Source organism: Streptomyces sp. NPDC000134 (assembly GCF_042899225.1).
Taxonomy (GTDB): Bacteria; Actinomycetota; Actinomycetes; order Streptomycetales; family Streptomycetaceae; genus Streptomyces.
Genome location: NZ_JBIAZN010000009.1, coordinates 118,360 through 141,144, shown reverse-complemented (window position 1 = coordinate 141,144; position 22,785 = coordinate 118,360). Strand labels below are relative to the sequence as shown.

23 protein-coding genes are annotated in these 22,785 nt (G+C 72.1%); 17 read left to right on the top strand and 6 right to left on the bottom strand.

The genetic code is table 11. The features are described 5' to 3' along the window. Positions 1 to 55: 55 nt before the first annotated feature. The 3 genes from ACFY32_RS15560 to ACFY32_RS15550 all read left to right on the top strand — a co-directional run bounded on the left by ACFY32_RS15560 (position 56) and on the right by ACFY32_RS15550 (position 3,135). Positions 56 to 1,213, top strand: coding sequence for a hydrolase (locus ACFY32_RS15560; RefSeq protein ID WP_390674449.1), 1,158 nt, complete (start codon positions 56 to 58; stop codon positions 1,211 to 1,213). Between the two features lie 115 nt (positions 1,214 to 1,328). Continuing rightward, the gene (locus ACFY32_RS15555; protein ID WP_359203548.1) at positions 1,329 to 2,153 is read left to right on the top strand and encodes an AfsR/SARP family transcriptional regulator; all 825 of its coding nucleotides are present in this window, start codon (positions 1,329 to 1,331) and stop codon (positions 2,151 to 2,153) included. A gap of 37 nt (positions 2,154 to 2,190) precedes the next feature. Further along, complete coding sequence (locus ACFY32_RS15550) at positions 2,191 to 3,135, top strand: MBL fold metallo-hydrolase (protein WP_359203545.1); 945 nt, start codon at positions 2,191 to 2,193, stop codon at positions 3,133 to 3,135. Between the two features lie 45 nt (positions 3,136 to 3,180). Here ACFY32_RS15550 and ACFY32_RS15545 read toward each other — a convergent pair whose 3' ends face one another. Next, the gene (locus ACFY32_RS15545; RefSeq protein ID WP_359203542.1) at positions 3,181 to 4,143 is read right to left on the bottom strand and encodes an aromatase/cyclase; all 963 of its coding nucleotides are present in this window, start codon (positions 4,141 to 4,143) and stop codon (positions 3,181 to 3,183) included. 110 nt (positions 4,144 to 4,253) lie between these two features. Between ACFY32_RS15545 and ACFY32_RS15540 the strand changes: the two genes are divergently transcribed. Then, entirely contained in the window at positions 4,254 to 4,703 is a 450-nt protein-coding gene (locus tag ACFY32_RS15540; protein WP_359203539.1) for a nuclear transport factor 2 family protein, read from the top strand. A gap of 48 nt (positions 4,704 to 4,751) precedes the next feature. Here ACFY32_RS15540 and ACFY32_RS15535 read toward each other — a convergent pair whose 3' ends face one another. The 3 genes from ACFY32_RS15535 to ACFY32_RS15525 are packed head-to-tail and all read right to left on the bottom strand — an operon-like array spanning position 4,752 to position 7,586. Beyond that, positions 4,752 to 5,786 (bottom strand): LLM class flavin-dependent oxidoreductase, encoded by a 1,035-nt coding sequence (locus ACFY32_RS15535; RefSeq protein WP_359203536.1) that lies wholly within the window; start codon positions 5,784 to 5,786, stop codon positions 4,752 to 4,754. Positions 5,787 to 5,829: 43 nt separating this feature from the next. Further along, entirely contained in the window at positions 5,830 to 6,567 is a 738-nt protein-coding gene (locus ACFY32_RS15530; RefSeq protein ID WP_359203533.1) for an SDR family oxidoreductase, read from the bottom strand. Beyond that, positions 6,564 to 7,586: an acyltransferase domain-containing protein gene (locus tag ACFY32_RS15525; protein ID WP_390674448.1), complete on the bottom strand. Its 1,023-nt coding sequence runs from the start codon at positions 7,584 to 7,586 to the stop codon at positions 6,564 to 6,566. The genes ACFY32_RS15530 and ACFY32_RS15525 overlap by 4 nt, the downstream gene beginning before the upstream one ends. A 159-nt stretch (positions 7,587 to 7,745) precedes the next feature. Here ACFY32_RS15525 and ACFY32_RS15520 point away from each other — a divergent pair, with 159 nt between their 5' ends. The 11 genes from ACFY32_RS15520 to ACFY32_RS15470 are packed head-to-tail and all read left to right on the top strand — an operon-like array spanning position 7,746 to position 17,548. Next, positions 7,746 to 8,747, top strand: a complete 1,002-nt coding sequence (locus ACFY32_RS15520; RefSeq protein WP_390674447.1) for a ketoacyl-ACP synthase III family protein — start codon at positions 7,746 to 7,748, stop codon at positions 8,745 to 8,747. A 49-nt stretch (positions 8,748 to 8,796) separates the two neighbouring features. After that, positions 8,797 to 9,033 (top strand): acyl carrier protein, encoded by a 237-nt coding sequence (locus ACFY32_RS15515; protein ID WP_359203524.1) that lies wholly within the window; start codon positions 8,797 to 8,799, stop codon positions 9,031 to 9,033. Positions 9,034 to 9,091: 58 nt separating this feature from the next. Beyond that, a complete protein-coding gene (locus ACFY32_RS15510) occupies positions 9,092 to 10,360 on the top strand; it encodes a beta-ketoacyl-[acyl-carrier-protein] synthase family protein (RefSeq protein WP_359203521.1) in 1,269 nt (422 codons plus the stop codon). After that, positions 10,357 to 11,565, top strand: a complete 1,209-nt coding sequence (locus ACFY32_RS15505) for a ketosynthase chain-length factor (protein ID WP_359203518.1) — start codon at positions 10,357 to 10,359, stop codon at positions 11,563 to 11,565. Before ACFY32_RS15510 ends, ACFY32_RS15505 begins: the two co-directional genes overlap by 4 nt. Positions 11,566 to 11,610: 45 nt before the next feature. Next, positions 11,611 to 11,859 carry an acyl carrier protein gene (locus ACFY32_RS15500; protein WP_390674446.1) on the top strand — a complete coding sequence of 83 codons (249 nt, stop codon included), beginning with the start codon at positions 11,611 to 11,613 and terminating at the stop codon, positions 11,857 to 11,859. Next, entirely contained in the window at positions 11,856 to 12,803 is a 948-nt protein-coding gene (locus tag ACFY32_RS15495) for an LnmK family bifunctional acyltransferase/decarboxylase (protein WP_390674445.1), read from the top strand. Before ACFY32_RS15500 ends, ACFY32_RS15495 begins: the two co-directional genes overlap by 4 nt. After that, positions 12,800 to 13,045: a phosphopantetheine-binding protein gene (locus tag ACFY32_RS15490; protein WP_359203509.1), complete on the top strand. Its 246-nt coding sequence runs from the start codon at positions 12,800 to 12,802 to the stop codon at positions 13,043 to 13,045. Before ACFY32_RS15495 ends, ACFY32_RS15490 begins: the two co-directional genes overlap by 4 nt. Beyond that, the gene (locus ACFY32_RS15485; protein WP_390674444.1) at positions 13,045 to 14,277 is read left to right on the top strand and encodes a hydroxymethylglutaryl-CoA synthase family protein; all 1,233 of its coding nucleotides are present in this window, start codon (positions 13,045 to 13,047) and stop codon (positions 14,275 to 14,277) included. Before ACFY32_RS15490 ends, ACFY32_RS15485 begins: the two co-directional genes overlap by 1 nt. Further along, positions 14,268 to 15,008, top strand: coding sequence for an enoyl-CoA hydratase-related protein (locus ACFY32_RS15480; RefSeq protein WP_359203502.1), 741 nt, complete (start codon positions 14,268 to 14,270; stop codon positions 15,006 to 15,008). Before ACFY32_RS15485 ends, ACFY32_RS15480 begins: the two co-directional genes overlap by 10 nt. Next, positions 15,005 to 15,778, top strand: coding sequence for a polyketide synthase (locus ACFY32_RS15475; protein ID WP_359203499.1), 774 nt, complete (start codon positions 15,005 to 15,007; stop codon positions 15,776 to 15,778). Before ACFY32_RS15480 ends, ACFY32_RS15475 begins: the two co-directional genes overlap by 4 nt. 51 nt (positions 15,779 to 15,829) lie before the next feature. Beyond that, on the top strand, positions 15,830 to 17,548 hold the full coding sequence (locus tag ACFY32_RS15470) for a beta-ketoacyl synthase N-terminal-like domain-containing protein (RefSeq protein ID WP_390674443.1): 1,719 nt from the start codon (positions 15,830 to 15,832) through the stop codon (positions 17,546 to 17,548). 93 nt (positions 17,549 to 17,641) lie between these two features. Here the strand turns inward: ACFY32_RS15470 and ACFY32_RS15465 are convergent, their stop codons facing one another. Next, complete coding sequence (locus tag ACFY32_RS15465) at positions 17,642 to 18,877, bottom strand: nucleotide disphospho-sugar-binding domain-containing protein (protein ID WP_359203493.1); 1,236 nt, start codon at positions 18,875 to 18,877, stop codon at positions 17,642 to 17,644. Positions 18,878 to 18,916: 39 nt separating this feature from the next. Then, positions 18,917 to 20,095, bottom strand: a complete 1,179-nt coding sequence (locus ACFY32_RS15460; RefSeq protein WP_359203490.1) for a serine hydrolase domain-containing protein — start codon at positions 20,093 to 20,095, stop codon at positions 18,917 to 18,919. 198 nt (positions 20,096 to 20,293) lie between these two features. On the opposite strand from ACFY32_RS15460, the gene ACFY32_RS15455 reads away from it, so the two are divergent. Both ACFY32_RS15455 and ACFY32_RS15450 read left to right on the top strand, forming a co-directional pair. Beyond that, complete coding sequence (locus ACFY32_RS15455; protein ID WP_359203488.1) at positions 20,294 to 21,655, top strand: NDP-hexose 2,3-dehydratase family protein; 1,362 nt, start codon at positions 20,294 to 20,296, stop codon at positions 21,653 to 21,655. Then, complete coding sequence (locus ACFY32_RS15450) at positions 21,652 to 22,776, top strand: DegT/DnrJ/EryC1/StrS family aminotransferase (RefSeq protein ID WP_359203485.1); 1,125 nt, start codon at positions 21,652 to 21,654, stop codon at positions 22,774 to 22,776. The genes ACFY32_RS15455 and ACFY32_RS15450 overlap by 4 nt, the downstream gene beginning before the upstream one ends. Positions 22,777 to 22,785: the final 9 nt, after the last annotated feature.

The window sequence follows — 22,785 nt, the reverse complement described above, 5'->3', positions numbered from 1 at the left end:
CGACATTGCCGACCATCGGCCGGAATTTATTTCCGGCAGCCATTAGGGGGAAATAATGACAGGCCTGTCTGCCGCGCGAATAAATAACGCGCCCATCGCCGCCGAGGCGATGGAAGTGGCGGCGCGTCATGCCGTGACCGCCGAAAGGCAGTGGCGTCCCGCTCGCGAATCCATCGAGGCCGTGGTGGCCGCCGGCTTCGTCCGGCATTTCGTGCCCCTGGACCGCGGTGGCAACGCGGGCTCCTTCACGGCCCTCAGCCGGGCGGTCGCGGAACTCGGCGAGGCCTGCCCCGCGACGGCCTGGTGCGCGTCGGTCACCGCCCATCTCGCGCGGATGGCCGCCTATCTGCCGGTCGAGGGCTTCCGAGAGATCTGGCGCGACGGACCGGACGCGGTGGTCGTCGGTTCGCTGATTCCCGGCGGCCACGCCGAACCGGTCCCCGGTGGCTGGCGGCTGACGGGGCGCTGGTCGTACGTCAGCGCGGTCGACCACTCCGACTGGGCGCTGCTCTGCGGCACGGTCCCGGCCGAGGAGGGGCCGCGGGCCCGGATGTTCGCGGTGGCACGCGCGGACTTCACCGTGGTCGACTCCTGGTCCGACATCGGCATGCGGGCGACCGGGAGCCATTCCCTGTTCGCGGAGGGTGTCTTCGTGCCCGAGCGGCGGGCGATGGACCGCGACGTCCTGCTGAACGGGCGCTCCGCCGGCTCCCCCGCCCGGTGCCACGCGGTGCCGCTGCGCGCGGTCAACGCGCTGTCGTTCGCCACTCCGGCGCTCGGGGCGGCCCGCGGCATGCTCGCGCTGTGGCGGGACGGCGTCGCGGCGAAGCTGCGCAAGCCGTCGCCCGGCCCCGGGAACTCCCGGGCGGCCTACGAGACGGCGCTGGCCCGCGCCGCGGGTGAGATCGACTCGGCGGAACTGCTGCTGGACCGGGCGGCGCGGATCGCCGACGGGACGGGCCCGGTGACCGCGCTGCTGGAGGCGCGCAACCTCCGGGACTGCGCGCTCGCGACGGACCTGCTGGTGACCGCGGCGGACCGGCTGTTCAGGTCCGCGGGCACCGGCGCCCATTCGGTCGACGCGCCTTTGCAGCGTTACTGGCGCGACATCCACTCGATGGCCTCACATGTCGTCCTGCAGTTCGCTGCGGCGGCGGGCGCGTACGCGAGGGAAGTCTGGGAGGCCTCCGAAGCCTTTCCGCCCGCCACGTAGCGGCCTGATCCGCTAATTGACAGTGCTACGGGGGAGGAGCCGAATACCGATCATCCATTGACTCGCACAGTGTCCTCGGAAACCGGAACACTGATCACCGGAATTCAATTCCGGAGTGGTCGAGAAAAGGTGCAAATTGCATTCGGCGGAAATCAATGTCCTGGGATCAGTATCGGTTCGCTGGCAAGGGAAGTCGATAGTCCCGACCGCGGGAAAGCCTCGGCAGTTGCTGCTGCTGCTGGCCCTGCACTGCGGCAGCGTCGTACCGGTGTCGACGCTGATGGAGGAGCTCTGGGGCGACGCGATCCCCCGCAGTGGGTCGACCACGCTCCAGACCTACGTCCTTCAACTGCGCAGGCTGATCACGGAGTCCCTGCCGCCGGACTCGCCGCACACCGCGAAGGAACTCCTGGCCACGCACTTCAACGGGTACCAGTTGACCGTGGACCCGAGCTGGTTCGACCTGCGGGAGTTCGAGCGGATGGCGGCCCGCGGCGACGCGGCGCTCGAGGCCGACGACGCCGAGGGCGCCTCCCGGCACCTCTCGCAGGCGCTCAGTCTGTGGCGCGGCCCGGCGCTCATGGACGTGCCGGCCGGCCGGGTGCTCGCCATGGAGGTGATCGGCATGGAGGAGGCCCGGATGCGCGTCCACGAACAGCGGATCATCGCCGACCTGAGCCTCGGCAAGCACGGGATGCTGATACCCGAGCTGTGCATGCTGACCGCCCAGCACCCGATGCACGAGAACTTCAGCGCCCTGCTGATGATCGCCTTCCAGCGCTCCGGCGCCTCCTGGCGCGCGCTCCAGGTCTTCCAGCAACTGCGCAAGACGCTGATCGAGGAGCTGGGGGTGGAGCCGTCCGGCCGGCTCCAGCGGCTGCACCAGGCGGTGCTGTCCAACACCCCGAACCTGTCGCTCCCGCAGTTCAGCCTGTCCTGACCCCGCCGGCCGCCACACGAGCAACGAGGAGATTCCCATGACCCCGACTCGAAGTACGGTCGTCGGCGAACCCGTGCTGCGGGAAGTGACCGACGGTGTCTTCGCCTATGTGCAGCCCGACGGCGGTTGGTGTGTGAACAACGCGGGGCTCATCGTCTCCGGCGGGGTGTCCGCACTCGTCGACACCACGGCGACCGAGGCGCGTTCACGCAGGCTCCGGGAGCAGGTGCTGGCCCGGGGGCGGCGCGCGCCCGCCATGCTGGTCAACACGCACTCCCACGGCGACCACACCTTCGGCAACTACCTCTTCCCCGAGGCGACGGTGTACGCGCACGCCGAGGCGCGGCGGGAGATGCGGCAGGCGGGACTGCATCTGACCCAGTTGTGGCCGCAGGTCGACTGGGGCGACGTCGAAGTGGCCCTGCCGCAGGTGACGTACGAGAGCGCGATGACGCTGCACGTGGGCGAACTCGAGGTCGAGCTGCTGCATCCCGGGCCCGCGCACACGGTCAACGACACGATCGTCTGGGTGCCGGCGCGCAGGGTGCTGTTCACCGGCGACATCGTCATGTCCGGCGTGACACCGTTCTGCCCGCTGGGCTCGATCGCCGGCTCCCTGGAGGCCATCGGGAAGCTGCGCGCCCTGGAGCCCGTCGTCGTGGTGACCGGGCACGGACCGGTCGCGGGGCCCGAGGTCCTCGATGTCGCCGAGGACTATCTGCGCTGGGTCCAGGGGCTGGCCAAGCAGGGCCTGGCCGCGGGGCTCGCCCCGAAGGAACTGGCCCGCGAGGCCGACCTGGGCGCGTTCGCCGGACTCCTGGAGAAGGAGCGGCTGATCCCGAACCTGCACCGCGCCTACGCCGAGGAGCGCAACGCCGCGCACGGCGAGGCGCTGGACATCGGCGCCATGATCAAGGAGATGGGCACCGTCTTCCAGGAGATGGTCGCCTACAACGGCGGCCCGCTGACCTGCCACGCGTGAACCAAAGCGGTGCTCGCCCCGCCGAGGACGGGGCGAGCACCGCTTTCACGCGCCGGTGGACAGCAGGTGCTCGCCCGCCCGCCTCAGCGTGGTCAGGCTGTTGCCGCCCAGCAGTTCGGTCGTCCTGGCACGGGCCTGCTCGGGCGTGGTGCCGGCGCCGAAGACGTCCTCCAGGGCGGCCGGGTCCAGGGCGACCTCATGGCGCGCCACGACGGTGACACCGCCGTCGGCGGGGACGAGCCGCCACTCACCGCTGTGCGCGCGCAGCGGCCGCGGCACCGCCGTCTGCTTGTAGACGATGCGCTCGTCCGGGAAGCACAGCCTGATGGAGCGGGTGCGGTGGGTGCCGCCGTCCCTGCCCGTCGTCTCCATCGTCATCGTCTGCACCTCGGCCCCGGCGGTCAGTTCCGAGGCGGCGGCCGTCTCCAGCTCCAGCGCGGCCACGTGCGGCAGCCGCTCGGGCCACAGGTCGGCCCGGTACAGGAAGTCGTAGACCGCCGGCGCGGGGGCGGCGATGCGGACCTCCTCGGCGAAGCCGAAGACCAGGCCGCCGAAGTCGTCGCCGTACTCGGCCCACTGCCGCACCGAGGCCGTCTCGGCGTTGCTGTTGCGGTCCAGGGCCTCCGTCGCCCACCGCTCCGACTCCGGGGTCGGGTCGCTCAGCGCCCAGGTGTGCGCGAGGACCAGCCGGGTGCCGTCGTCCACCCGCCAGTGCCCGCCCATGGAGGCCAGCGGCGGCCGGCTGTTCTCCTGCTCGAAGTCGACCCGCGCGGCGGCGGCGTCCAGTCGCCGCCGGGAGGTCCAGCTCCGCACCTCGTCCCCGGTGAGCGCCCACAGCCGTATACGATCCGCGCCGGGTTCCCGTTCGAGGACCTCGGCGTGCACGCACGGCGCGAACATCAAGGGCCAGCGCGTCACATCGGAAATCAGCTCGAAAACGCGGGAGGGCGGGGCGTCGATTTCGATGTCGTGTTCCGCGTAGTGGCTTCGGGATTCAGTAGACGTCATGGTCGCCGAGCCTTTCCGAAGCAACTCGAGGCGACCTCAAGGTTCTGTCGAGCGGCCCCGGCCACAGTGGGCCGAGTTCCCTGATCCTCTTTTTATCCAGTGGAGACCGCGTGCCCATTCCGTCAACGCCGCAGAACGGTACTTTCACCGATCTCTATGTGGAGGTCCAGCAGTTCTACGCCCACCAGGTGCACCACCTCGACGCGCTGCACGCCGAGGAGTTCGCCGCCACCTTCACCGAGGACGGTGTGTTCCACCACTCCGTGGGCGCGCCGCCCGCGAAGGGCCGGGACGAGATCGTCGCGGCGATCCGCGCCCATCAGGAGCGCAAGTACGGCAGCGATCCCGCGCAGCGCCGCCACTGGTTCAACATGCTCCAGGTGCTGCCGCAGGGCGACGGGTCGATCGTCACCGAGTACTACGCGCTGGTCCTCGTCACCCGGCCCGGCGAGCCGGTCGCGGTGACGGCGCCGAGTTGCGTCGTACGGGACGTACTGGTGCGGGAGTCGGGGCGGCTGCTGAACCTCGAACGCACCGTGGTCGCCGACCACACGCTGTGAGCGCCGGGGGACGGTCCCGGCCCACGGGCCCGTCCCCCGGCCGGGCCGCTACGAGCCGGCGCCGGACCGCTCCAGCGCCTCGGCCGCCTGCCGCAGGATCAGCAGGCGGCCGTCGAGGGTGGTGTCGTTCGCCGTGACCAGGATGCTCAGGGTGGTGACACCGGCCTCGGCGAAGGCCCGCATCCGCTCGGAGATCCGCTCCAGCGGGCCGATCAGGGCGGTGGCGTCGATGAACCGCAGCGGGATCGCGGCGGCGGCGCCCGCGCGGTCACCGGCCAGCAGGCGGGCCCGGAACTCGTCGATCTCCCGGTCGAACCCCATCGTCCTGGCCAGGGCGCAGTAGAAGTTGTCCGCGGGGTCGCCGACGCCGAGCAGCATCGCGTAATGCGCGCGCAGCCGGTCGGCGGCATCGGCGAGATCGTCGCCCACCTGCATCGGTACGAACGGGACGACCTCGAAGCCCGTCAGGTCCAGACCGGCTCGTTCACGGCCGGTGCGGATCTCGGCCACCGACTTCGCCACCTGGTCCGGGGTGGTGAAGCCGCTCAGCCAGCCGTCCGCGATCTCCCCGGCGAGCTGAAGGCTCTTGGGGCCGACGCCCGCCAGGTAGAGCGGTATCCGCCGGTTCGGCCGCTCGGTGAACAGGTGCAGGGGCGCGCCGTCGCGGCCGTGCGCGGGGAGGCTGAAGTGGTCGCCGGTGTAGCGGACGGGGCCGCCGTCCAGGGCCTGCCGGACGATCTCCACGTACTCGCGGGTGCGGCCGAGCGGCCGGTCGAAGCGTACGCCGTACCAGCCGTCCGAGACATGCGGGTTGGACACCCCGAGGCCGAGCCGGAACCGCCCGTCGCTCAGCGCGTCCAGGGTGGCCGCGGTGAGGGCTGCGGTGCCCGGCGGCCGGGCCGGGATCTGCATGATCCCGGAGGCCAGGCCGATCCGCTCGGTCCGGCCGGCGACCAGGCCGAGCACGGTCGCGGCATCCGAGCGGAAGCCCTCGGAGGCCAGCGCGAGATCGTATCCGAGGCGTTCCGCCTCGCGCGCCAGCTCTCCGGCGGACCGGTAGACGAGGTTCACTCCGAGACGCATGACAACCCTTTCGTGGTGGACAAACTCTCGCGGTCGGGCCGGCTCACACCAGGTGCGCGCCGCCGTCGACCAGCAGCACCTGGCCCGTGGTGTACGTCGCCCCGATCAGCGCCTGCACCGCCTCGGCGACGTCCTCGGTCCGGCCCACCCTGCGCAGCGGCGTCAGCGCCCTGACCTGTTCGGCGATGGGCGCGAAGAAGTCCTTGCCCTGGGTCCAGGGGGTCTCGACCAGACCGGGCGCGACCGCGTTGACCCGGATGTCCGGGCCGACGGCCTTCGCCAGCAGCCGCGTCATGTGCTCCAGCGCGGCCTTGCTGACGGCGTAGGGGATGGAGCTGCCGGCGGGGCGGGTGCCCGCGATGGACGAGACGTTGACCACGACGCCGTCGCCGCTCCTGCGCAGGGCGGGGACGGCGGCGACGGTCGTCTGCCAGGTGCCGAAGACGTTGACCGCGAAGATCCGCTGCCATACGGCGAGATCGGCGGCGTCGAGGTCGCCGTGCGGGATGGGACGGGAGACGCCCGCGTTGTTGACGAGGACGTCGAGACGGCCGTAGTGCCCGACGGCGTCGGCGACCAGTTGCCTGGCCTCGTCCTCGACCGCGATGTCGGCGCGCAGGTACACCGCGTCGGGCAGTTCGGAGGCCAGTTTCTCGCCGGCCTCCACCGACCGGGCGGAGTTGACGACGATCCGCATGCCGCGGTCGGCGAGCCTTCTGGCCACCTCCGCCCCGATGCCCGACGACGATCCGGTGATCAGGGCGACGCGCTTCTCGCTCACAGCACTCCTCGGGTGCTCGATGCCGCTTCGGACAGGGGGGACGCACCGGACAGGCCCTCGTCCCGCAGTACCCCGAGGCAGCGTTCGACGGCGGCGCGCTCGGCCTGCGGGGTGCCGGGGCGGGCGGGCAGCAGGGCGGTCACCGCGCTGCGTCCGGCCCGGACCTCGGGGTGGCGCCGGGCGAGGGTGGCCAGGCCCTGTCCGGGCCCGACGTCGGCGAGCAGGTAGGCGCCGGTGCCGAGCAGCTTGTCGAGGGCCGGCCAGAACAGGACCGGCGCGGCGGGCTGGGCCGCCCACATGCCGGGGTCGGGCGAGCCGACCGGCCCGGCGGTGAAGGCCGACCACAGCGGGAGCCGCGGGCTGGACAGGCGGAACTCCGACAAGGGCCGCGGACCGGTGAACAACGGGGCCAGTACGGGGCTGTGGAACGCCGTGGTGGCGGCCACCCTGCGGACGGTGAACCCCGCCGCGCGCAGGTCCTCCTCGACGGCCAGCAAAGGACCGTCGAGTGCCGCGAGGGCGATCTGCCGGGGGGCGTTCACCGCGCCCACGGCGACATCGGGATGCCGAGCCAGTACGGGCGCCACGTCGTGCTCGGCCGCGGCGACGGTCAGCATGCCGCCCGGCGGGGTCGCCGCCAGCCGGGCGACCCGGTCGCGCATGAGCGTGACGGCGTCACCGAGGTCGAACACCCCGGCCAGCGTCGCGGCGACCAGTTCGCCGACGCTGTGCCCGAGCAGCGCGGCCGGCCGGGCCCCGCGGCTCAGCAGCATCCGCCCCAGCGCGTAGCCGACGGTGAACAGCAGCGGCTGCGCCAGGCGTACGTCGTCGACGGGTACCGAGGGCCGCTCGGACAGCCAGTCCGCGCGCATCCGTCCGGCGTCCCCGAAGTGCTCCAGCACCTCGTCCACGGTGTCGGTGAACACCGGGTCATGGGCGTAGAGCCCCGCTGCCATACGGACGTGCTGGGCCCCCTGGCCCGGGAAGAGCAATACCAGTTGCCGGGTGCTTGATCCCATGCGCCGAGGCTGACGGTGCCGCTTCGAGGTTCGCTAGAGCGCAGCTCTAGCCGGTTTCCACACCCGGCGATCAGCCTGGGCCGTCGGCGAACTGGGAGGACCGGCGTGCGGTGGGAAGATGTCTATGTCCGTTCTTGTGCGAGCTGGCTCCCGCCGGTGATGCCCGCCGAAAGGGCCGTCGCCGAGGGGCTGGTCGAGCCGGAGATCGTGCGGCGGGCGCAGGTCACCGGGGTGACGGTGGCCGACCGGTCGGCGCCGGACATGGCGGTGGACGCCGCGCGGGAGGCGATGGCCCGGTCCGGATGCGCGCCGGGCGACATCTCGCTGCTGCTGCACGCCTCGTCGTACTACCAGGGCCACGACATGTGGGCGCCCGCCTCCTATGTGCAGCGCCTGGCGGTGGGCAACCACTGCCCGGCCATGGAGCTGCGGCAGACCTCCAACGGCGGCATGGCGGCACTGGAGCTGGCGGCGGCCCATCTGCTGGGGACCGGCGGCACGGCGGCGCTCCTGACCACCGCGGACCGGTTCGGCCTCCCCGGCATCGACCGGTGGCGTTCGGACGAGGGCACGGTGCTCGCGGACGGCGCGACCGCGCTGGTGCTGGCCCGCGGTTCGGGGTTCGCCCAACTGCGCTCCCTGGTGCTGCTGAGCGAGCCGGAGCTGGAGCGGATGCACCGCGGCGAGGACCCCTTCGCGCTCGCGCCGCTGTCGGTGCGCAGCCCGCTCAGTGTGGTCGAGACGACCAAGGCGTATCTGCGCAGCCCGGAAGGGCAGCGGTCCGTCGTCCTGATGGCGGCCCGGCAGCGCGAGTCGGTGGCCCGCGCCCTCGAAGAGGCCGATACCGGACTGGCCGGCGTCGACTGGTTCGTCCTGCCGCACTTCGGGCAGCGCCGGCTGGACGTCAACTACACCCGCCGGATGGGCATCGACCCCGCGCGCACCCTGTGGTCGTGGAGCCGGGGGGTGGGGCATCTCGGGGCGGGCGACCAGTTCGCCGGGCTCACCCGTCTGGTCGAGACCGGTGCCGTACGGCCGGGTCAGCGCTGTCTGCTGCTCGGGGTGGGCGGCGGCTTCACCTGGTCGGCCGCGGTGCTCGACATTCTGGACGTGCCGGAATGGACCGCGCCCTTTTCCGCCGGAACTCAAGTGGATCTTTAGCCCCGCCGAGCAGAGTCGGCCCGAACCGCTGGAACTGGAGGGGAATCCCATGACGATCGACGATCTCCGCAGGATTCTGACCGAGTGCGCCGGAACGGACGAGAGCGTGAATCTGGACGGCGACATTCTCGACACGTCGTTCACCGATCTCGGTTATGACTCGCTGGCGTTGATGGAGACCGCGAGCCGTATCAAGGAAGAGTTCGGGGTCGAGATATCCGACGAGGAGATCGCCGTGGTGGAGACGCCCCGGGTCCTGCTCCAGGCCGTGGCCCAGGCGGCATGACCCGACAGCGCGCAGGCGCCGCGGGGACCGGTGCGATCTCAGGACGGGGAGGACGGTCGTGGCACGACGCTCGGTGATCACGGGAATCGGGGTGGTGGCCCCCGGCGGGGACGGCACCAAGGCGTTCTGGGAACTGCTCACCGCGGGACGCACCGCGACCCGCCGGATCACCGCCTTCGCCGCGGACGCGTTCCGTTCGCAGGTCGCGGCCGAGGTCGACTTCGACCCGGCGGCGCACGGTCTGACCCACCGGGAGATCCGCCGCATGGACCGGGTCACCCAGTTCGCCGTCACGTGCACGCGCGAGGCGCTCGCCGACAGCGGGCTGGACCTCGACGCGGTGGACCCCGGCCGGCTCGGAGTGAGCGTCGGCAGCGCGGTCGGCGCGGCCACCAGTCTGGAGCGGGAGTACCTGGTGCTGTCCGACACCGGGCGGGACTGGCTGGTCGACCACCGCTACGCGACACCGCATCTGTTCAACCACCTGACGCCGACCACGATCGCGACCGAGGTCGCCTGGGAGGTGGGCGCCGAGGGCCCGGTGGGGCTGCTGTCCACCGGCTGCACCTCCGGAATCGACTCCGTCGGCTACGCCCATCAGCTCATCGGCGAGGGCGGCGCCGACATCATGGTGACCGGGGCGACCGAGGCCGCGGTGTCCCCGCTGGCCGCGGCCTGCTTCGACGCGATCAAGGCGACGACTCCGCGCAACGACGACCCCGAGCACGCCGCCCGCCCCTTCGACCGCACCCGCAACGGCTTCGTACTGGCCGAAGGCGCGGCCATGTTCGTCGTGGAGGAGTACGAGCACGCCCGCCGGCGCGGTGCCCGTATCTACGCGGAGATCGGCGGCTACGCGACCCGCTGCAACGCCTACCACATGACCGGTCTGAAGGTGGACGGCCGGGAGATGGCCGCGGCGATCACCGCGGCGCTGGACGAGGCGCGGATGCCGGCCGACTCGGTCGACTACGTCAACGCGCACGGGTCGGGCACCAAGCAGAACGACCGGCACGAGACCGGGGCGTTCAAGCGCGCGCTGGGCGAGCACGCCTACCGGACGCCGGTCAGCTCCATCAAGTCCATGATCGGGCACTCGCTCGGCGCGATCGGCTCGATCGAGATCGCGGCGTGCGCGCTCGCCATCGAGCACGGGGTCGTGCCCCCGACGGCCAACCTGCACGAGAAGGACCCGGAGTGCGACCTGGACTATGTGCCGCTGGTCGCCCGGGAGCGCCGGGTCGACACCGCGCTCACGGTGGGCAGCGGCTTCGGCGGTTTCCAGAGCGCGATGGTCCTGCGCAAGTGGCGAGGAGGGGACGCATGAAGACGGTCTTCACCGGGCTCGGCGTGATGGCGCCCAACGGCACCAGCGCGGAGGCCTACTGGTCGGCGACCCTCGAACAGCGCAGCGGCATCACCGAGCTGGAACGCTTCGACGCCTCCGGGTACCCGGCCCGGCTCGCGGGGCAGTTGCGCGACTTCAAGGCCGAGCAGTTCCTGTCCAGCCGGCTGCTGCCGCAGACCGACCGGGTCACCCGGCTGGCGCTGATCGCGGCGGACCAGGCGCTGCGGGACGCCGGCGTGGACCCGAAGTCCTTCGACGACTTCGACATGAGCGTGATCGGGTCGAACGCCACCGGTGGCTTCGAGTTCACCCACCGCGAGATACGGAAACTGTGGACGCACGGGCCCGAGCGGGTCAGCGTGTACGAGTCGTTCGCCTGGTTCAACGCGGCCAACACCGGCCAGATCTCCATCCGGCACGGCATGCGCGGGCCGGGCAGTGTGCTGGTGGCCGAGCAGGCGGGCGGCCTCGACGCGATCGCCCACGCCCGGCGGGTGGTGCGGCGCGGCACCCCGCTGTCCGTCACCGGTGGTGTCGAGTCGTCGTACGACCCCTGGGGCTGGGTCTCCCACCTGGCCACCGGCCGGATCAGCACCGTGCCCGACCCGCGGCGGGCCTATCTGCCGTTCGACACGGCCGCCGGCGGCTATGTGCCCGGCGAGGGCGGCGCCTATCTCATCCTGGAGGACGAGGAGGCGGCGAAGCGGCGGGGCGCGGCCCGCGTCTACGGTGAGCTGGCCGGGCACGCGTCCACCTTCGATCCGCGGCCGGGCTCCGGACGCCCGCCGGGGCTGGCCCGCGCCATCCGGCTGGCGCTGGCCGACGCCGGGCTGGGACCCGGCGACATCGACGTGGTCTTCGCCGACGCCGGCGGCGTCCCGGAGCTGGACCGGACCGAGGCCGAGGCCATCGCGGACGTGTTCGGCCCGCACGGCGTCCCGGTCAGCGTGCCCAAGGCCCTGGTCGGCAGGCTCTACGCCGGTGGTGGCCCGCTCGACCTGGTGTGCGCCCTGCTGTCGCTGCGCGACGCCGTCATCCCGGCCACCGCGCACGTGCGGGACGTCCCCGCGGACTACCGCATCGACCTCGTACGGGGCGAGCACCGCAGCACCCCGGTACGCGCCGCGCTCGTGCTGGCGCGCGGCAACGGCGGCTACAACTCGGCGATGGTCGTCCGCCGATAACACATCGGCCAGACTCAATGTGAGGGAAGAACAGTGGCTGTTTCCTTGACTGATTCCGCGATCCGGGAGGAACTGCGAGTGCATCTCGCGGACGTCCTCTATCTGGAGACCTCCGAAATAGACGACGAGGCGACGTTCGCCGATCTCAGCCTGGACTCGGTGCTGGGCGTCGAACTCGTCACCGTCATCAACACCAAGTACGGGCTGGACGAGAGCGTCGACGCGGTCTTCGAGCACCCGACGGTGGCGAGGCTCGCCGACTACATCCGCGAGCGGGTGGCCGCGCAGACATGACCTCGCCTGTGACCCTGCGGGCGCCGGTACTCCTGGACGGCAGTTGCGTGGCCCGGCACGTGACGGTCTCTCCGCACATGTGCGGCGGCAGCTCGTCGATCTTCGCGCAACTGGGCGACTGGACCTGGGAGACGGTCGCCGCGACCTGCGGGACGAACGTCTACGACGCGCACACCGCCGACGGGCTGCCCGCGTACCTGTCGTTCTACTACTTCCATGTGCGGGGCACGGCCGAGGTCCACCCGCACGGGCTGACCTTCGGCGACGAACTGACCGTCACCTCGCGGTCGTTCGACTTCGGCGGCGAGTCCGTGCTCACCCTGCACCGGCTCACCAAGGCCGGCCCGGCGCTCGACGTGCTGGACCCCGTGGAGTTCTACGAGCGGCCACGGGCCGACAGCCTGTACGTGCAGAACTTCAACCGCTGGATCTCCCGGGGCCGGCCGGACAGCAACGAGGCGCTGGTCCAGTCCTCGCCACCGGACTTCCGCCACGACCACCTGCCGGTACTGCCGGAGCGCCACTCCCCGCGCGGTATCGCCTCCCGGGCGCGGAAGAACGGGACGTTCCACCCCGACGGCGTTCCCGGACATGTCGCCGGGGAGGAGCTCACCACCGAGTACGACCTCGATGTGGTGCATGACTTCAACGGGGTGGGCCTGCTCTATTTCGCCTCGTACTTCTCCATCATCGACACCGCGCTGCTGCGACTGTGGCGGCGACTGGGCCGCACCGACCGGGAGTTCCTGGCCAGGCGGGTCCTGGACCACAAGCTCGGCTACTTCGGCAACGCCGATTTCGGGGCCCGGCTCACGATCGGTGTGCGGCTCTGGCACCACGGCGACATCCCCGGTGACGAGACGGCCGACATCACCGTGCGTGAGGCCCGTTCGGGGCGGCTGCTCGCAGTGTGCGCGATCCATCTTCGCAGGGAGCGGGCATGAGCCGTCGCAGCCAGGTCGAGCAGACGGTACGGGCGGTGATCGGGGAGATCCTGCCGGACCTGCCCGCCGCCGACGTCACCCTGGACAAGAACCTGCGCGACCTCGGCGCGGACTCGGTGGACCGGGTGGAGATCATCTCCCTGCTCGTCCACCGGCTGGCGAGCAAGGAGCCGATCTCCAGCTTCGCCGACATCCCGCACATCGGGGCGCTCATCGACCATCTGAGCAAGGGGAGCCAGTGATGCGGCCGATCGGCATCGAAGGGCTGAACGCCTACTGCGGGCTCGCCCGGCTGTCCGTGCCCGCCCTGTTCGAGGGCCGCGGCCTGGACCCGGACCGGATCGGCAATCTCATGGCGGACCACCGCTCGGTGCTGCTGCCGTGGGAGGACCCGGTCACCAACGCGGTCAACGCCGCGAAACCCCTGGTGGACGCGCTCGGCACGGACGCGGAGCGGATCGAGTTGCTCGTCACCTCCACCGAGTCGGGCGTCGACTTCAGCAAGTCCATCGCGTCGTACGCCCACCGGTACCTGAACCTGTCGCCGCGCTGCCGGATCATGGAGGTCAAGCAGGCCTGCTACGGCACCACGGGCATGCTCCGGCTCGCCGCCGGCTACCTCGCGGGGCAGCCGGACCCCGGCGCCAGGGCGCTGGTGATCGCCACCGACATCAGCCCGATGGACGAGCGCGCCCGGTACGCCGAGCCCACCATGGGCAACGGCGCGGTCGCGGTGCTGGTGTCCGCCGAGCCCCGGCTGCTGGCCCTGGACCAGGACCGGTCCGGTCTGCACACCTTCGAGGTCATGGACACCGCCCGGCCGGCGCCCGACCTGGACTTCGTCAACCCCGACCTGTCCCTGCTCAGCTATCTGCAGTGCCTGTCGGCCAGTTACCAGGACTACGTGCGCCAGGCCCCGGAGACGGACTTCACCGCCACCTTCGACCACCTGGTGATGCACACGCCGTTCCCCGGCATGGTGAAGGCGGCGCACCGCAAGCTGATGCGCGAGGTCGCGCCGGCGAGACCGGCCGCCGTCGAGGCCGACTTCACCCGTCGTGTCGTCCCGTCGCTGACGTACGCGCGCACCGTCGGCAACCTGTGCTCCGGGTCCCTCTACCTCGCCCTCGCGAGCCTGATCGACCACGGGTCCCACGTCGAGGGCGCGCGGGTGGGGCTGTACTCGTACGGCTCCGGCTGCGCCTCGGAGTTCTTCAGCGGGGTCGTCGCACCCGGCGCCCCGCGGGTGCTGGCCGAGATGCGCATCGGGGACCGGGTGCGCGCCCGGCGGGAGGTCACCTTCGAGGAGTACCAGAAGCTGCTGCCCGCCGCCCGGTCCTGCCTGGTCCCCCGGCAGGACCGCACCGTCGACCTCTCCGCCTGCGACGAGTACCTGGAGCCGTTCCGCCCGCACGGGCCGACGCTGGTGCTGACGGGGGTCGCCGACTTCCACCGGGCGTACGCATGGCGCTGAGCCGCATCGCCGTCGACCGGTCGCGGCCCCCCGTCGTCCGGGTCACCCTCGACAGCGAGGCCACCGGGAACCGGCTGGACGAAGGCATGCTCGCGGAGCTGACCGCCGCCCTGGACGAGGCCGAGGCCACCCCCGGCGTCCGGGTGTTCGTGCTGGACGCCGTCGGGGACACGTTCTGCGCCGGCTGGGCGCTGGACACGCTCGAAACGGCCTGGCGCACGCGGATCGCGGCCGTCGGCGGGCTGCTCACCCGGCTCACCGCGTCGCGGCTGATCACCGTCGCGTCGGTGGACGGGGCGGCCCTCGGCGGCGGTGTCGGGCTGGCGGCGGCCTGCGACCAGGTCGTCGTCGGGGAGCGGGCCACGTTCCGGATGACCGAGGTGCTGCTGGGGCTGATCCCGGCGGCGATCCTGCCGGTGGTCGCCCGGCGCGTGGGCGGTCACCGCGCGTACGGGCTGGCGCTGACCGCGCGGGAGCTGACCGGGCCGGAGGCCGTCGCGGCCGGGCTGGCGGACCGCCAGGGCGGGACGGCCGGGCTGCGCCGGGTCCTGCTCGCCCTGCGGGCGGCCGACCCCGCGGCGCTGGTGGCGCTCAAGCAGTACCACGCCGAACTGGTCCCGGCTCCGGCACGGCACGAGGAACTCTTCGTCGAGGCCCTCGGCCGGCGGCTCGCGGACCCCGAAGTGCACCGCAGACTCGCCGAGTTCAGGGAACAGGGGTTGATCGCGTGACCACCACCGCCACGGTCGTCCTGGAGGTGGACGGGCCGCTGGCCACCGTCCGGCTCGACGACGCGGCCGGACACAACCGGCTCTCCGCCCCGCTGCGCACGGCGATGGCCGACGCGCTGCGGGACGCGGCGGCCGATCCGCGGGTGCGGGCAGTCGTCCTCGAAGGGCTCCCCGGGATGTTCAGCGCGGGCGGCTCCGTCGACCAGATGCTGAGCCCCCACGAGCAACGCATCGTGCCCGTCTGGCGGTTCCTGCGCGCCGTGGTCGACTGCCCGCTGCCGGTGGTCGCCGCCGCGCAGGGCCACGCGCTGGGCGGCGGGTTCCTCCTCGCGCTCTACTGCGACGTCACCGTCCTCAGCGACCGGTCCCGCTACGCCGCGAACTTCCTCACGTACGGCTTCACGCCCGTCCTCGGCGCCACCTATCTGCTGCCCGCCAAACTGGGCGCGGCGCTGGGCACCGAGATGCTGTACTCGGCCCGCAGCTACCGCGGCCGGGAACTCGCCGAGCGCGGCGCAGGAGTGAGCGTGACGGCGCACGACAAGGTCCGCGCCGAGGCGCAGCGGACCGCGCTGCGGATCGCCCAGGCGCCGCGGGACGCCCTGGAGCGGCTGAAGGCACAGCTCCGCGAGGAGACCCTCGGGCGCGCGCAGGCGGCGCTGGCCCGGGAGATCCCCGACCACGAGGCCACCATCGGCGGCGCCGAGGCCCGCCGCCGCATCCGGGCCCTGCACGGCGAACGGATCGGCGCGGGCCGGAGGCCGTCCTGATGCGCACCGCCCCCGACAATCTCACCCCGTACCCCAGGTTGGTGGTCCCCGATGAAAGACGATGACCTCGTACCGATCGCGATCATCGGCATGTCCTGCCGGGCGGCCGGCGTGGAGACGCCGGCCGCGCTGTGGGACATGCTGGCCAAGGGCGAGCGGCGCTTCACGCCGGTCCCCGAGGGCCGCTGGCACGGTCTCGACCCGGGGATCGAACTGCCGGCCCCGCCCGCCGCGTCGCTGCTGGACCGGATCGACACCTTCGACGCCCGGTTCTTCGGCATCGCGCCCCGGATGGCGGCGTGGATGGACCCGCAGCACCGGATGATGCTGGAACTGGCCTGGCACGCCGTGGAGAACGCCGGCATCGATCCGGACAGCCTCGACGGCGAGCCGGTCGCGGTGTTCGTCGGCTCGTTCATGTCCGACTACCGCGAGCGGATCAACGCCCGGGGCCTCGCCGACAGCGCGGCCTTCCCCGGCGGGATGACGGCGTTCAGCGCCAACCGGGTCTCGTACCAGTTCGGCTGGACCGGGCCGAGCATGGTGATCGACTCGGCCTGCTCCTCCAGCCTGACCGCCGTCGCCCTCGCGGTGCAGGGACTCCAGCACGGCGCGTACCCCATGGCGCTGGTCGGCACCCCGAACGTGATCAGCAACGGCTTCTACGCCAACACCGCCTACCGCGGCGGTGCCCTCTCCCCCACCGGGGACTCGGTTCCGTTCGGCCCGGACCGGGACGGCTATGTGCGGGGCGAGGGCGGCGCGTGCGTGCTGCTCAAGCGGCTCGACCAGGCGCTCGCCGACGGTGACCCGGTGCACGCGGTCATCCGGGCGGTGGACACCGCGCACAACGGGCGGGGCGGCGGCCTCACCGGCACCGACATCGGCTCGCAGGTGCGTCTGCTGCGCCGGGCCGCGGGCGCCGCCGGCCGGTCGGTCGCCGACATCGGCTACCTGGAGGCCCACGGCTCGGGCACGCCCAGCGGTGACGCGGTCGAGGTGGCCGCGCTCGCCGAGGCACTGACCGGCCCCGACGGGCGTACGGCCGTACCGGCCGGGCCCGGTGGCAAGGTGTGGGTCGGCTCGATCAAGGCCAGCATCGGCCATCTCGAAGCGGCCGCCGGTCTGATGGGCCTGGTCAAGACGGTGCTGGTGCTGCGGCACGGCCGTATCCCGCGGATCGCGGGCCTGACCGGGGCCGATCCGGAACTGCCCGTCGCGGGCACGGACGTCGCCATCGCCGTGGACGACGTGCCCTGGCCGCGCGGTGCCGTGCCCCGGCTCGCCGGGGTCAACTCCTTCGGCCTGGGCGGCGGGATCTCCCATGTCCTGCTGGAGGAGGCGCCCCTGGTCCGGGAGCCCGAGCAGCCGCGCCACCGGTATGTCGTGCCGCTGTCGGGGCAGGACGAGGCGTGCCTGAGGGAGCTGGCCGACCGGCTGCTCGCGGAGCTGGACGGCGCCGAGCCGCCGGGCCTGGCCGCGGTGGCGCGGTCGCTGCGCGGCGGCCGCCGGGCGCAGCCGGTACGGGCGGTCGTCGTCGCCGAGGACCTGGACCAGTTCCGCGACGGCCTGCACGAGTTGTCGGCGGGCCGCAGCCCGGACCACGGCGGGGACCCGGTGGCGCTGGCGTGGCTGCGCGGCGAGCGGGTGGACTGGGAAGCCCTGCCGGAGCCGGGCGGGTCCCGGACGCGTGCGCATCTTCCGGGGTCGCCGTTCCGTCGCCGGTCGCACTGGTTCGACAGGATGCCGCCGGGCGCCGCCGCCGGGTGAACCACCTGAACCCGCTCGCGGCGGTGGCCCGCGGACGGTCCGCAGCGGCCCGCCCCTCGCCCGGGGCGGGCCGCTCCTCGGTGTTCCCGGGGTTCACGCGGCCGCGCGGCCCCGCTGCTCCAGATCCGCCGCGATCCGCTCGAACACCGCCGCGGGGCTGGGCTGGCCGGCGATCTCCGCCCGCACCTCGGCCGCCGCGTCCGCGAACGCCTTCTCGGTGAGCAGCCGTTCCACCGCCGTACGCACCGCCGGGACGTCCGCCTCGGACGGCTCGATGGACAGGCCCACCTTGCGGTCCACCACCCGCTGGGCGCACAGCGCGTTGTCCGCGCCGCCCGGCACGACGAGCTGGGGCACTCCGTGGTGCAGCGCCGCCGCCGTGGTGCCCGAGCCGCCGTGGTGCACGACCAGCGAGCAGTCCCGCAGAATCCCGGACAGCGGCACGAAACCGGCCGGGTGGAGGTTGTCCGGGAGCGTGCCGAACCGGCTCAGGTCCGTCTCCCCGTCGGCCAGCATCACATCGGCGTCCAGCCCGGACAGCGCCTCGATCAGCAGGCCGAGCCCGCCGCCCCCGGGGAGCAGCGGCGCGACGGTGCCCAGGGTCAGGCAGATCCGCGGCCGGTCCGGTCGGCGCATGGCCCAACCGGGCAGCACCGCGCCGCCGTTGAAGGGGACGTACCGCATGGGGCGCCACGGCACGCCGTCCGCGGCGTCGGGCTCCTCCTGGGCCAGGCCGCCCATGCTGGGCGCCCGCGGGTCGATGCGGGCCACCAGGTCGGGTGTGCTCGCCCGCAGTCCGAGCCGCTCCCGCAGTGCCGTCACCACCGGGGCGTCGTCCGGCAGGATTCCCGTACGGGCGTCGTGCTCCCCGCCGTCGCGGAACTCCGCGTCCCGCAGGGACCAGGACACCCGGTTGCCGACCTCCAGCGCGGGCACGCCCAGCGCGATCGCGGCCAGCTTGCCCGCCATGTGGTCCGAGCAGTAGACGACCAGGTCGGCGCCGAACTCGCGGCCCGCGCCGATCGTGCCCTCGGTCATGGCCAGCGTGAACAGCTCGAAGGGCCGTACGGCGCTGACGAGTTCCCAGTAGCCGGGCGGGGTGCCGCCGGTGGGCTCGGCGGTGCCGGCGGCGCCCGCCACCAGGTCCGAGCCGATGTCCCGCCGCGGGAACACGTCGGCGACCGACAGGCCCGACTCGGCGCCGACCTCCTTCATGTGGGCCGTGGTGGCGAGCAGCACCTCATGCCCGGCCGCGCGGGCGGCCCAGGCGAGCGGGACGAGCGGGAGCATGAGTCCGTATCCCGGTGCGGCGGTGAACAGGACGCGCATGTCGGAAACCTTTCACTGGGGGTGCGGGCCGGCGGTGGGTCACAGGGCGCCGATGCTTCGGTAGGCCGCTTCGACCAGGTGGCGCGCCCGGTCGTCGATGCGGCCGATCACCTGTGTGCCGGCGTTCTGGACATAGGCGAGGGCGAGCTGGTGCTCCGGGTCGGCGAACCCGAAGTTGCCGTTGGCACCGCCGAGTCCGAAGGCACCGCCGAGTCCCGACGCGGCGGGGAACATCGGGCCGTCGGCCAGCATGACGCCCAGGCCCCAGGTGCTGGGCAGCAGCGTCGTACGGCAGGTGCCGGTGGAGTGCACGGTGCGCATCTGCTCGGTGGTCTCCGGCCTGGTCAGCCGGAAGCCGTCGACGTCGCCGATGAACGAGGCGTAGAAGCGGGCGAGCGACTGGGCGCTGGCCAGGCCGTCGTACGACGGGTTCTCGACCACCGGGTCCGGTGCGAGCTCCAGCGACATGCTGCCGAGTACGGCCCGGTAGGTCAGGGACGCCGGGTCGCCGAGCGCGATCATCATGGCCATGCCGTCGCCCGGGTCGGCGCCCGCCATCAGCTCCTCGGCCCGGGACTCCAGCATGGTCGCCAGGTGGGCGGCGCCGGGGTCCGGCAGGCCGATGTGGCAGTCCAGGCCCAGCGGCGCGGCGATCTCCGCGGCGAAGAACTCACCGACGGTGTGACCGGTGCGGCGCCGCACCAACTCGCTGATCAGATGGCCGAAAGTGGTCGCGTGATAGCCGTGCGCGGTGTCCGGCTCCCACTCCGGGCGGGCGGCGGCGAGGGCCTCGGCGATCGGGGTGTGCGCGCGCAGATGCTCCTCGACGATCGGGGCGTGGTCCAGACAGACCACCCCGGACCGGTGGGCCAGCACCATGCGCAGGGTGATCCCCGCCTTGCCGTGGGCCGCGAACTCGGGCCAGTACTCGGCCACGGGCGCGTCGAGTTCCAGCAGTCCCCGGTCGACCAGCAGCAGGGCCGCGCCCGTGACCAGCGCCTTGGTGGGGGACGCCAGGATGCCCAGGGTGTCCGGCCGCCAGGGATCGGTGCGGGCCTCGTCGGCGAAGCCGCCCCAGATGTCCACCACCGGCCGGCCGCGGTGGTAGACACAGACGCCGGCGCCGACCTCGGCGCCCGAGTCGAAGTTCTCGCTGAATGCCCGGACCACTTCGGCGAAGGAGGGCTCCGCCGTCCCCCCCTGCGGGAAATCTCTCACTGGGTGTGAACCTCCGTGTCGCGTACCTGCTCATCAAGAGCTTCTGGCCTGTGCGCTCGGCGCCCGCTCGAATTTCGCTCATGCCGTACTCGGGTACGTACGGAATCCGGCAGGAGAGGGCAGACCGGACGCCGCGGATCTGGCAAGGTCATCTCCGGAAGCGTACGGGAAGCCGATTCCGTCGCTGGAGGTGACCGAATGTTCTCCGCGATCGCGGATTTCCACGCCTGGTACCGGAATCGGTGCCGGGCCCAGCAATACCGCACGACCAAAATTCCGTTGGAGGAACTCGACGGCTGGGCGGCCGACCCCGAATCGGGCAATCTCGTCCACCGCACGGGGCGGTTCTTCACCGTGGAGGGCCTCGATGTGTCCCGCTCCGGGCGGGGGGTGGAGGCGTGGCAGCAGCCGATCATCGTCCAGCCGGAGCAGGGCGTACTGGGCATCCTGGTGAAGGAGTTCGACGGCGTCCCCCACTGCCTGCTCCAGGTCAAGATGGAACCGGGGAACGTCAACGGACTCCAGCTCTCCCCGACGGTCCAGGCGACCCGGAGCAACTTCACCGGTGTGCACGGTGGCAAGCGGGTCCCGTATCTCGACTACTTCACCGCGCCGCGCGGCGGGCGGACGCTGTCCGACGTGCTCCAGTCGGAGCAGGCGTCCTGGTTCCTCGCCAAACGCAACCGGAACATGATCGTGCAGGTCGAGGACGACGTCCCGCTGCTGGAGGACTTCTGCTGGCTGAGCTACGAGCAGATATCCGAACTGCTGCGGGAACCCAACCTGATCAACATGGACACCCGCACCGTCCTGGCCGGCCTGGCGTCCCGGTGCTACGACGACGCCGAGGAACCCGCCGGCGACGGGTTCCGGGCCGCCCTGGCCCGGTCCTGGTCGCCCCGGGGCCGTGCGCTGCACTCCACCGTGGAGCTGCTGAGCTGGTTCACCGAGGCCAAGGGGCGCTGCACCCTGACCCGGCGGAGTGTGCCGCTGGCCAAGGTGGACGGCTGGTCGTGGGTCGACGGCGAGATCGTGCACGACCGGGGCCAGCACTTCGCGGTCGTCGGGGTCGACGTCGAGGCCGGCAGCCGCGAGGTGCCGGGCTGGCAGCAGCCGATGTTCGAGCCGACGAGCCAGGGCGTCATCGCCTTCCTCAACCGGCGTATCGACGGTGTGCTGCACCTGCTCGTGCAGGCCCGGATCGAGACCGGCGCCCTGGACGGCGTGGAAATGGCGCCGACCGTGCAGTGCCAGCCGGACAACTACCGTCTGCTGCCCGACGAACTGAAGCCGCTGTTTCTCGACGAGGTTCTCGGCGCACCGCCCGCGCGTATCCACTTCGACAGTGTCCATTCGGAGGAAGGGGGGCGTTTCTACCACGCGCAGAACCGATATCTGCTCGTGGAGGTCGCCGACGATTTCCCCCTGGAAGTGCCGGAGAACTACGCGTGGGTCACACTGCGCCAGCTCGCCGAGTTCGTGCGCTACGGCAGCCACCTCAATGTGGAGGCCAGGAGCTTGCTGACATTTTTCGGTTTCCACAAGGAGGACGACAGGTGACCACCCACGTCTGGGACTACCTCGCGGAGTACGCGGCGGAGAAGGCGGACATCCTCGACGCGGTGCAGAAGGTCTTCGGCTCCGGCCGGCTGGTGCTCGGCGAGAGCGTGCTGGGGTTCGAGGCCGAGTTCGCCTCCTATCTCGGGGTGTCCCACTGCGTCGGCGTGGACAACGGCACCAACGCCGTGAAGCTGGCCCTGGAGGCGGTCGGCGTGGGCCCGGGGGACGAGGTGATCACCGTCTCCAACACGGCCGCGCCCACCGTCGTGGCCATCGACGGGACCGGGGCCACCCCGGTGTTCGTCGACGTCCGCGCCGAGGACCACCTCATGGACACCGACCTGGTCGCGGCGGCCGTCACCCCGCGCACCAAGGCCGTCGTCCCGGTCCATCTGTACGGGCAGTGCGTGGACCTGGCGCCCCTGGAGCGACTGGCCGCCGAGCACGGCCTGACGATCGTGGAGGACTGCGCACAGGCCCACGGCGCCCGCAGACACGGCCGGCTCGCCGGGACGACGGGCCGGGCCGCCGCCTTCTCCTTCTACCCGACCAAGGTGCTCGGCGCGTACGGCGACGGCGGCGCGGTGGTGACCGGCGACCCCGGTGTCGACCGGGCGCTGCGGCGGCTGCGCTACTACGGCATGGAGGACGTGTACTACGTCGAGCAGACCCCCGGCCACAACAGCCGCCTGGACGAGGTGCAGGCCGAGATCCTGCGCCGCAAGCTCGGCCGCCTGGACACCTACATAGCGCGGCGGCGGGCGATCGCCGACCGCTACGCGGAGGGCCTCGGGGACCTGTGCGGCCCCGGCGGCCTGGAACTTCCCGTGGTCACCGAGGGCAACGAGCACGTGTACTACGTCTACGTGGTCCGCCACCCCCGCCGGGACGACATCATCAGGACGCTCAGGGAGCGCTTCGACATCTCCCTGAACATCAGCTATCCGTGGCCGGTCCACACGATGCGCGGCTTCGCCCGTCTCGGCGTGCCGCGGGGCTCGTTGCCGGTCACCGAGGCGCTGGCGGAGCAGATCTTCTCCCTGCCGATGTACCCGTCCCTGCCGGAAGGGCTGCAGGACAAGGTGATCGCCGCCCTGCGCGACGTACTGCGCACCCTTTGACCACGCCAG

Bases quoted from the DNA above. Each gene is read 5' to 3' on its own strand.
- ACFY32_RS15560 (WP_390674449.1), top strand. From the start codon at position 56: ATGACAGGCCTGTCTGCCGCGCGAATAAATAACGCGCCCATCGCCGCC.
- ACFY32_RS15550 (WP_359203545.1), top strand. From the start codon at position 2,191: ATGACCCCGACTCGAAGTACGGTCGTCGGCGAACCCGTGCTGCGGGAA.
- ACFY32_RS15545 (WP_359203542.1), bottom strand. From the start codon at position 4,143: ATGACGTCTACTGAATCCCGAAGCCACTACGCGGAACACGACATCGAA.
- ACFY32_RS15535 (WP_359203536.1), bottom strand. From the start codon at position 5,786: ATGCGTCTCGGAGTGAACCTCGTCTACCGGTCCGCCGGAGAGCTGGCG.
- ACFY32_RS15525 (WP_390674448.1), bottom strand. From the start codon at position 7,586: ATGGGATCAAGCACCCGGCAACTGGTATTGCTCTTCCCGGGCCAGGGG.
- ACFY32_RS15520 (WP_390674447.1), top strand. From the start codon at position 7,746: ATGCCCGCCGAAAGGGCCGTCGCCGAGGGGCTGGTCGAGCCGGAGATC.
- ACFY32_RS15515 (WP_359203524.1), top strand. From the start codon at position 8,797: ATGACGATCGACGATCTCCGCAGGATTCTGACCGAGTGCGCCGGAACG.
- ACFY32_RS15505 (WP_359203518.1), top strand. From the start codon at position 10,357: ATGAAGACGGTCTTCACCGGGCTCGGCGTGATGGCGCCCAACGGCACC.
- ACFY32_RS15495 (WP_390674445.1), top strand. From the start codon at position 11,856: ATGACCTCGCCTGTGACCCTGCGGGCGCCGGTACTCCTGGACGGCAGT.
- ACFY32_RS15490 (WP_359203509.1), top strand. From the start codon at position 12,800: ATGAGCCGTCGCAGCCAGGTCGAGCAGACGGTACGGGCGGTGATCGGG.
- ACFY32_RS15485 (WP_390674444.1), top strand. From the start codon at position 13,045: ATGCGGCCGATCGGCATCGAAGGGCTGAACGCCTACTGCGGGCTCGCC.
- ACFY32_RS15480 (WP_359203502.1), top strand. From the start codon at position 14,268: ATGGCGCTGAGCCGCATCGCCGTCGACCGGTCGCGGCCCCCCGTCGTC.
- ACFY32_RS15470 (WP_390674443.1), top strand. From the start codon at position 15,830: ATGAAAGACGATGACCTCGTACCGATCGCGATCATCGGCATGTCCTGC.
- ACFY32_RS15465 (WP_359203493.1), bottom strand. From the start codon at position 18,877: ATGCGCGTCCTGTTCACCGCCGCACCGGGATACGGACTCATGCTCCCG.
- ACFY32_RS15455 (WP_359203488.1), top strand. From the start codon at position 20,294: ATGTTCTCCGCGATCGCGGATTTCCACGCCTGGTACCGGAATCGGTGC.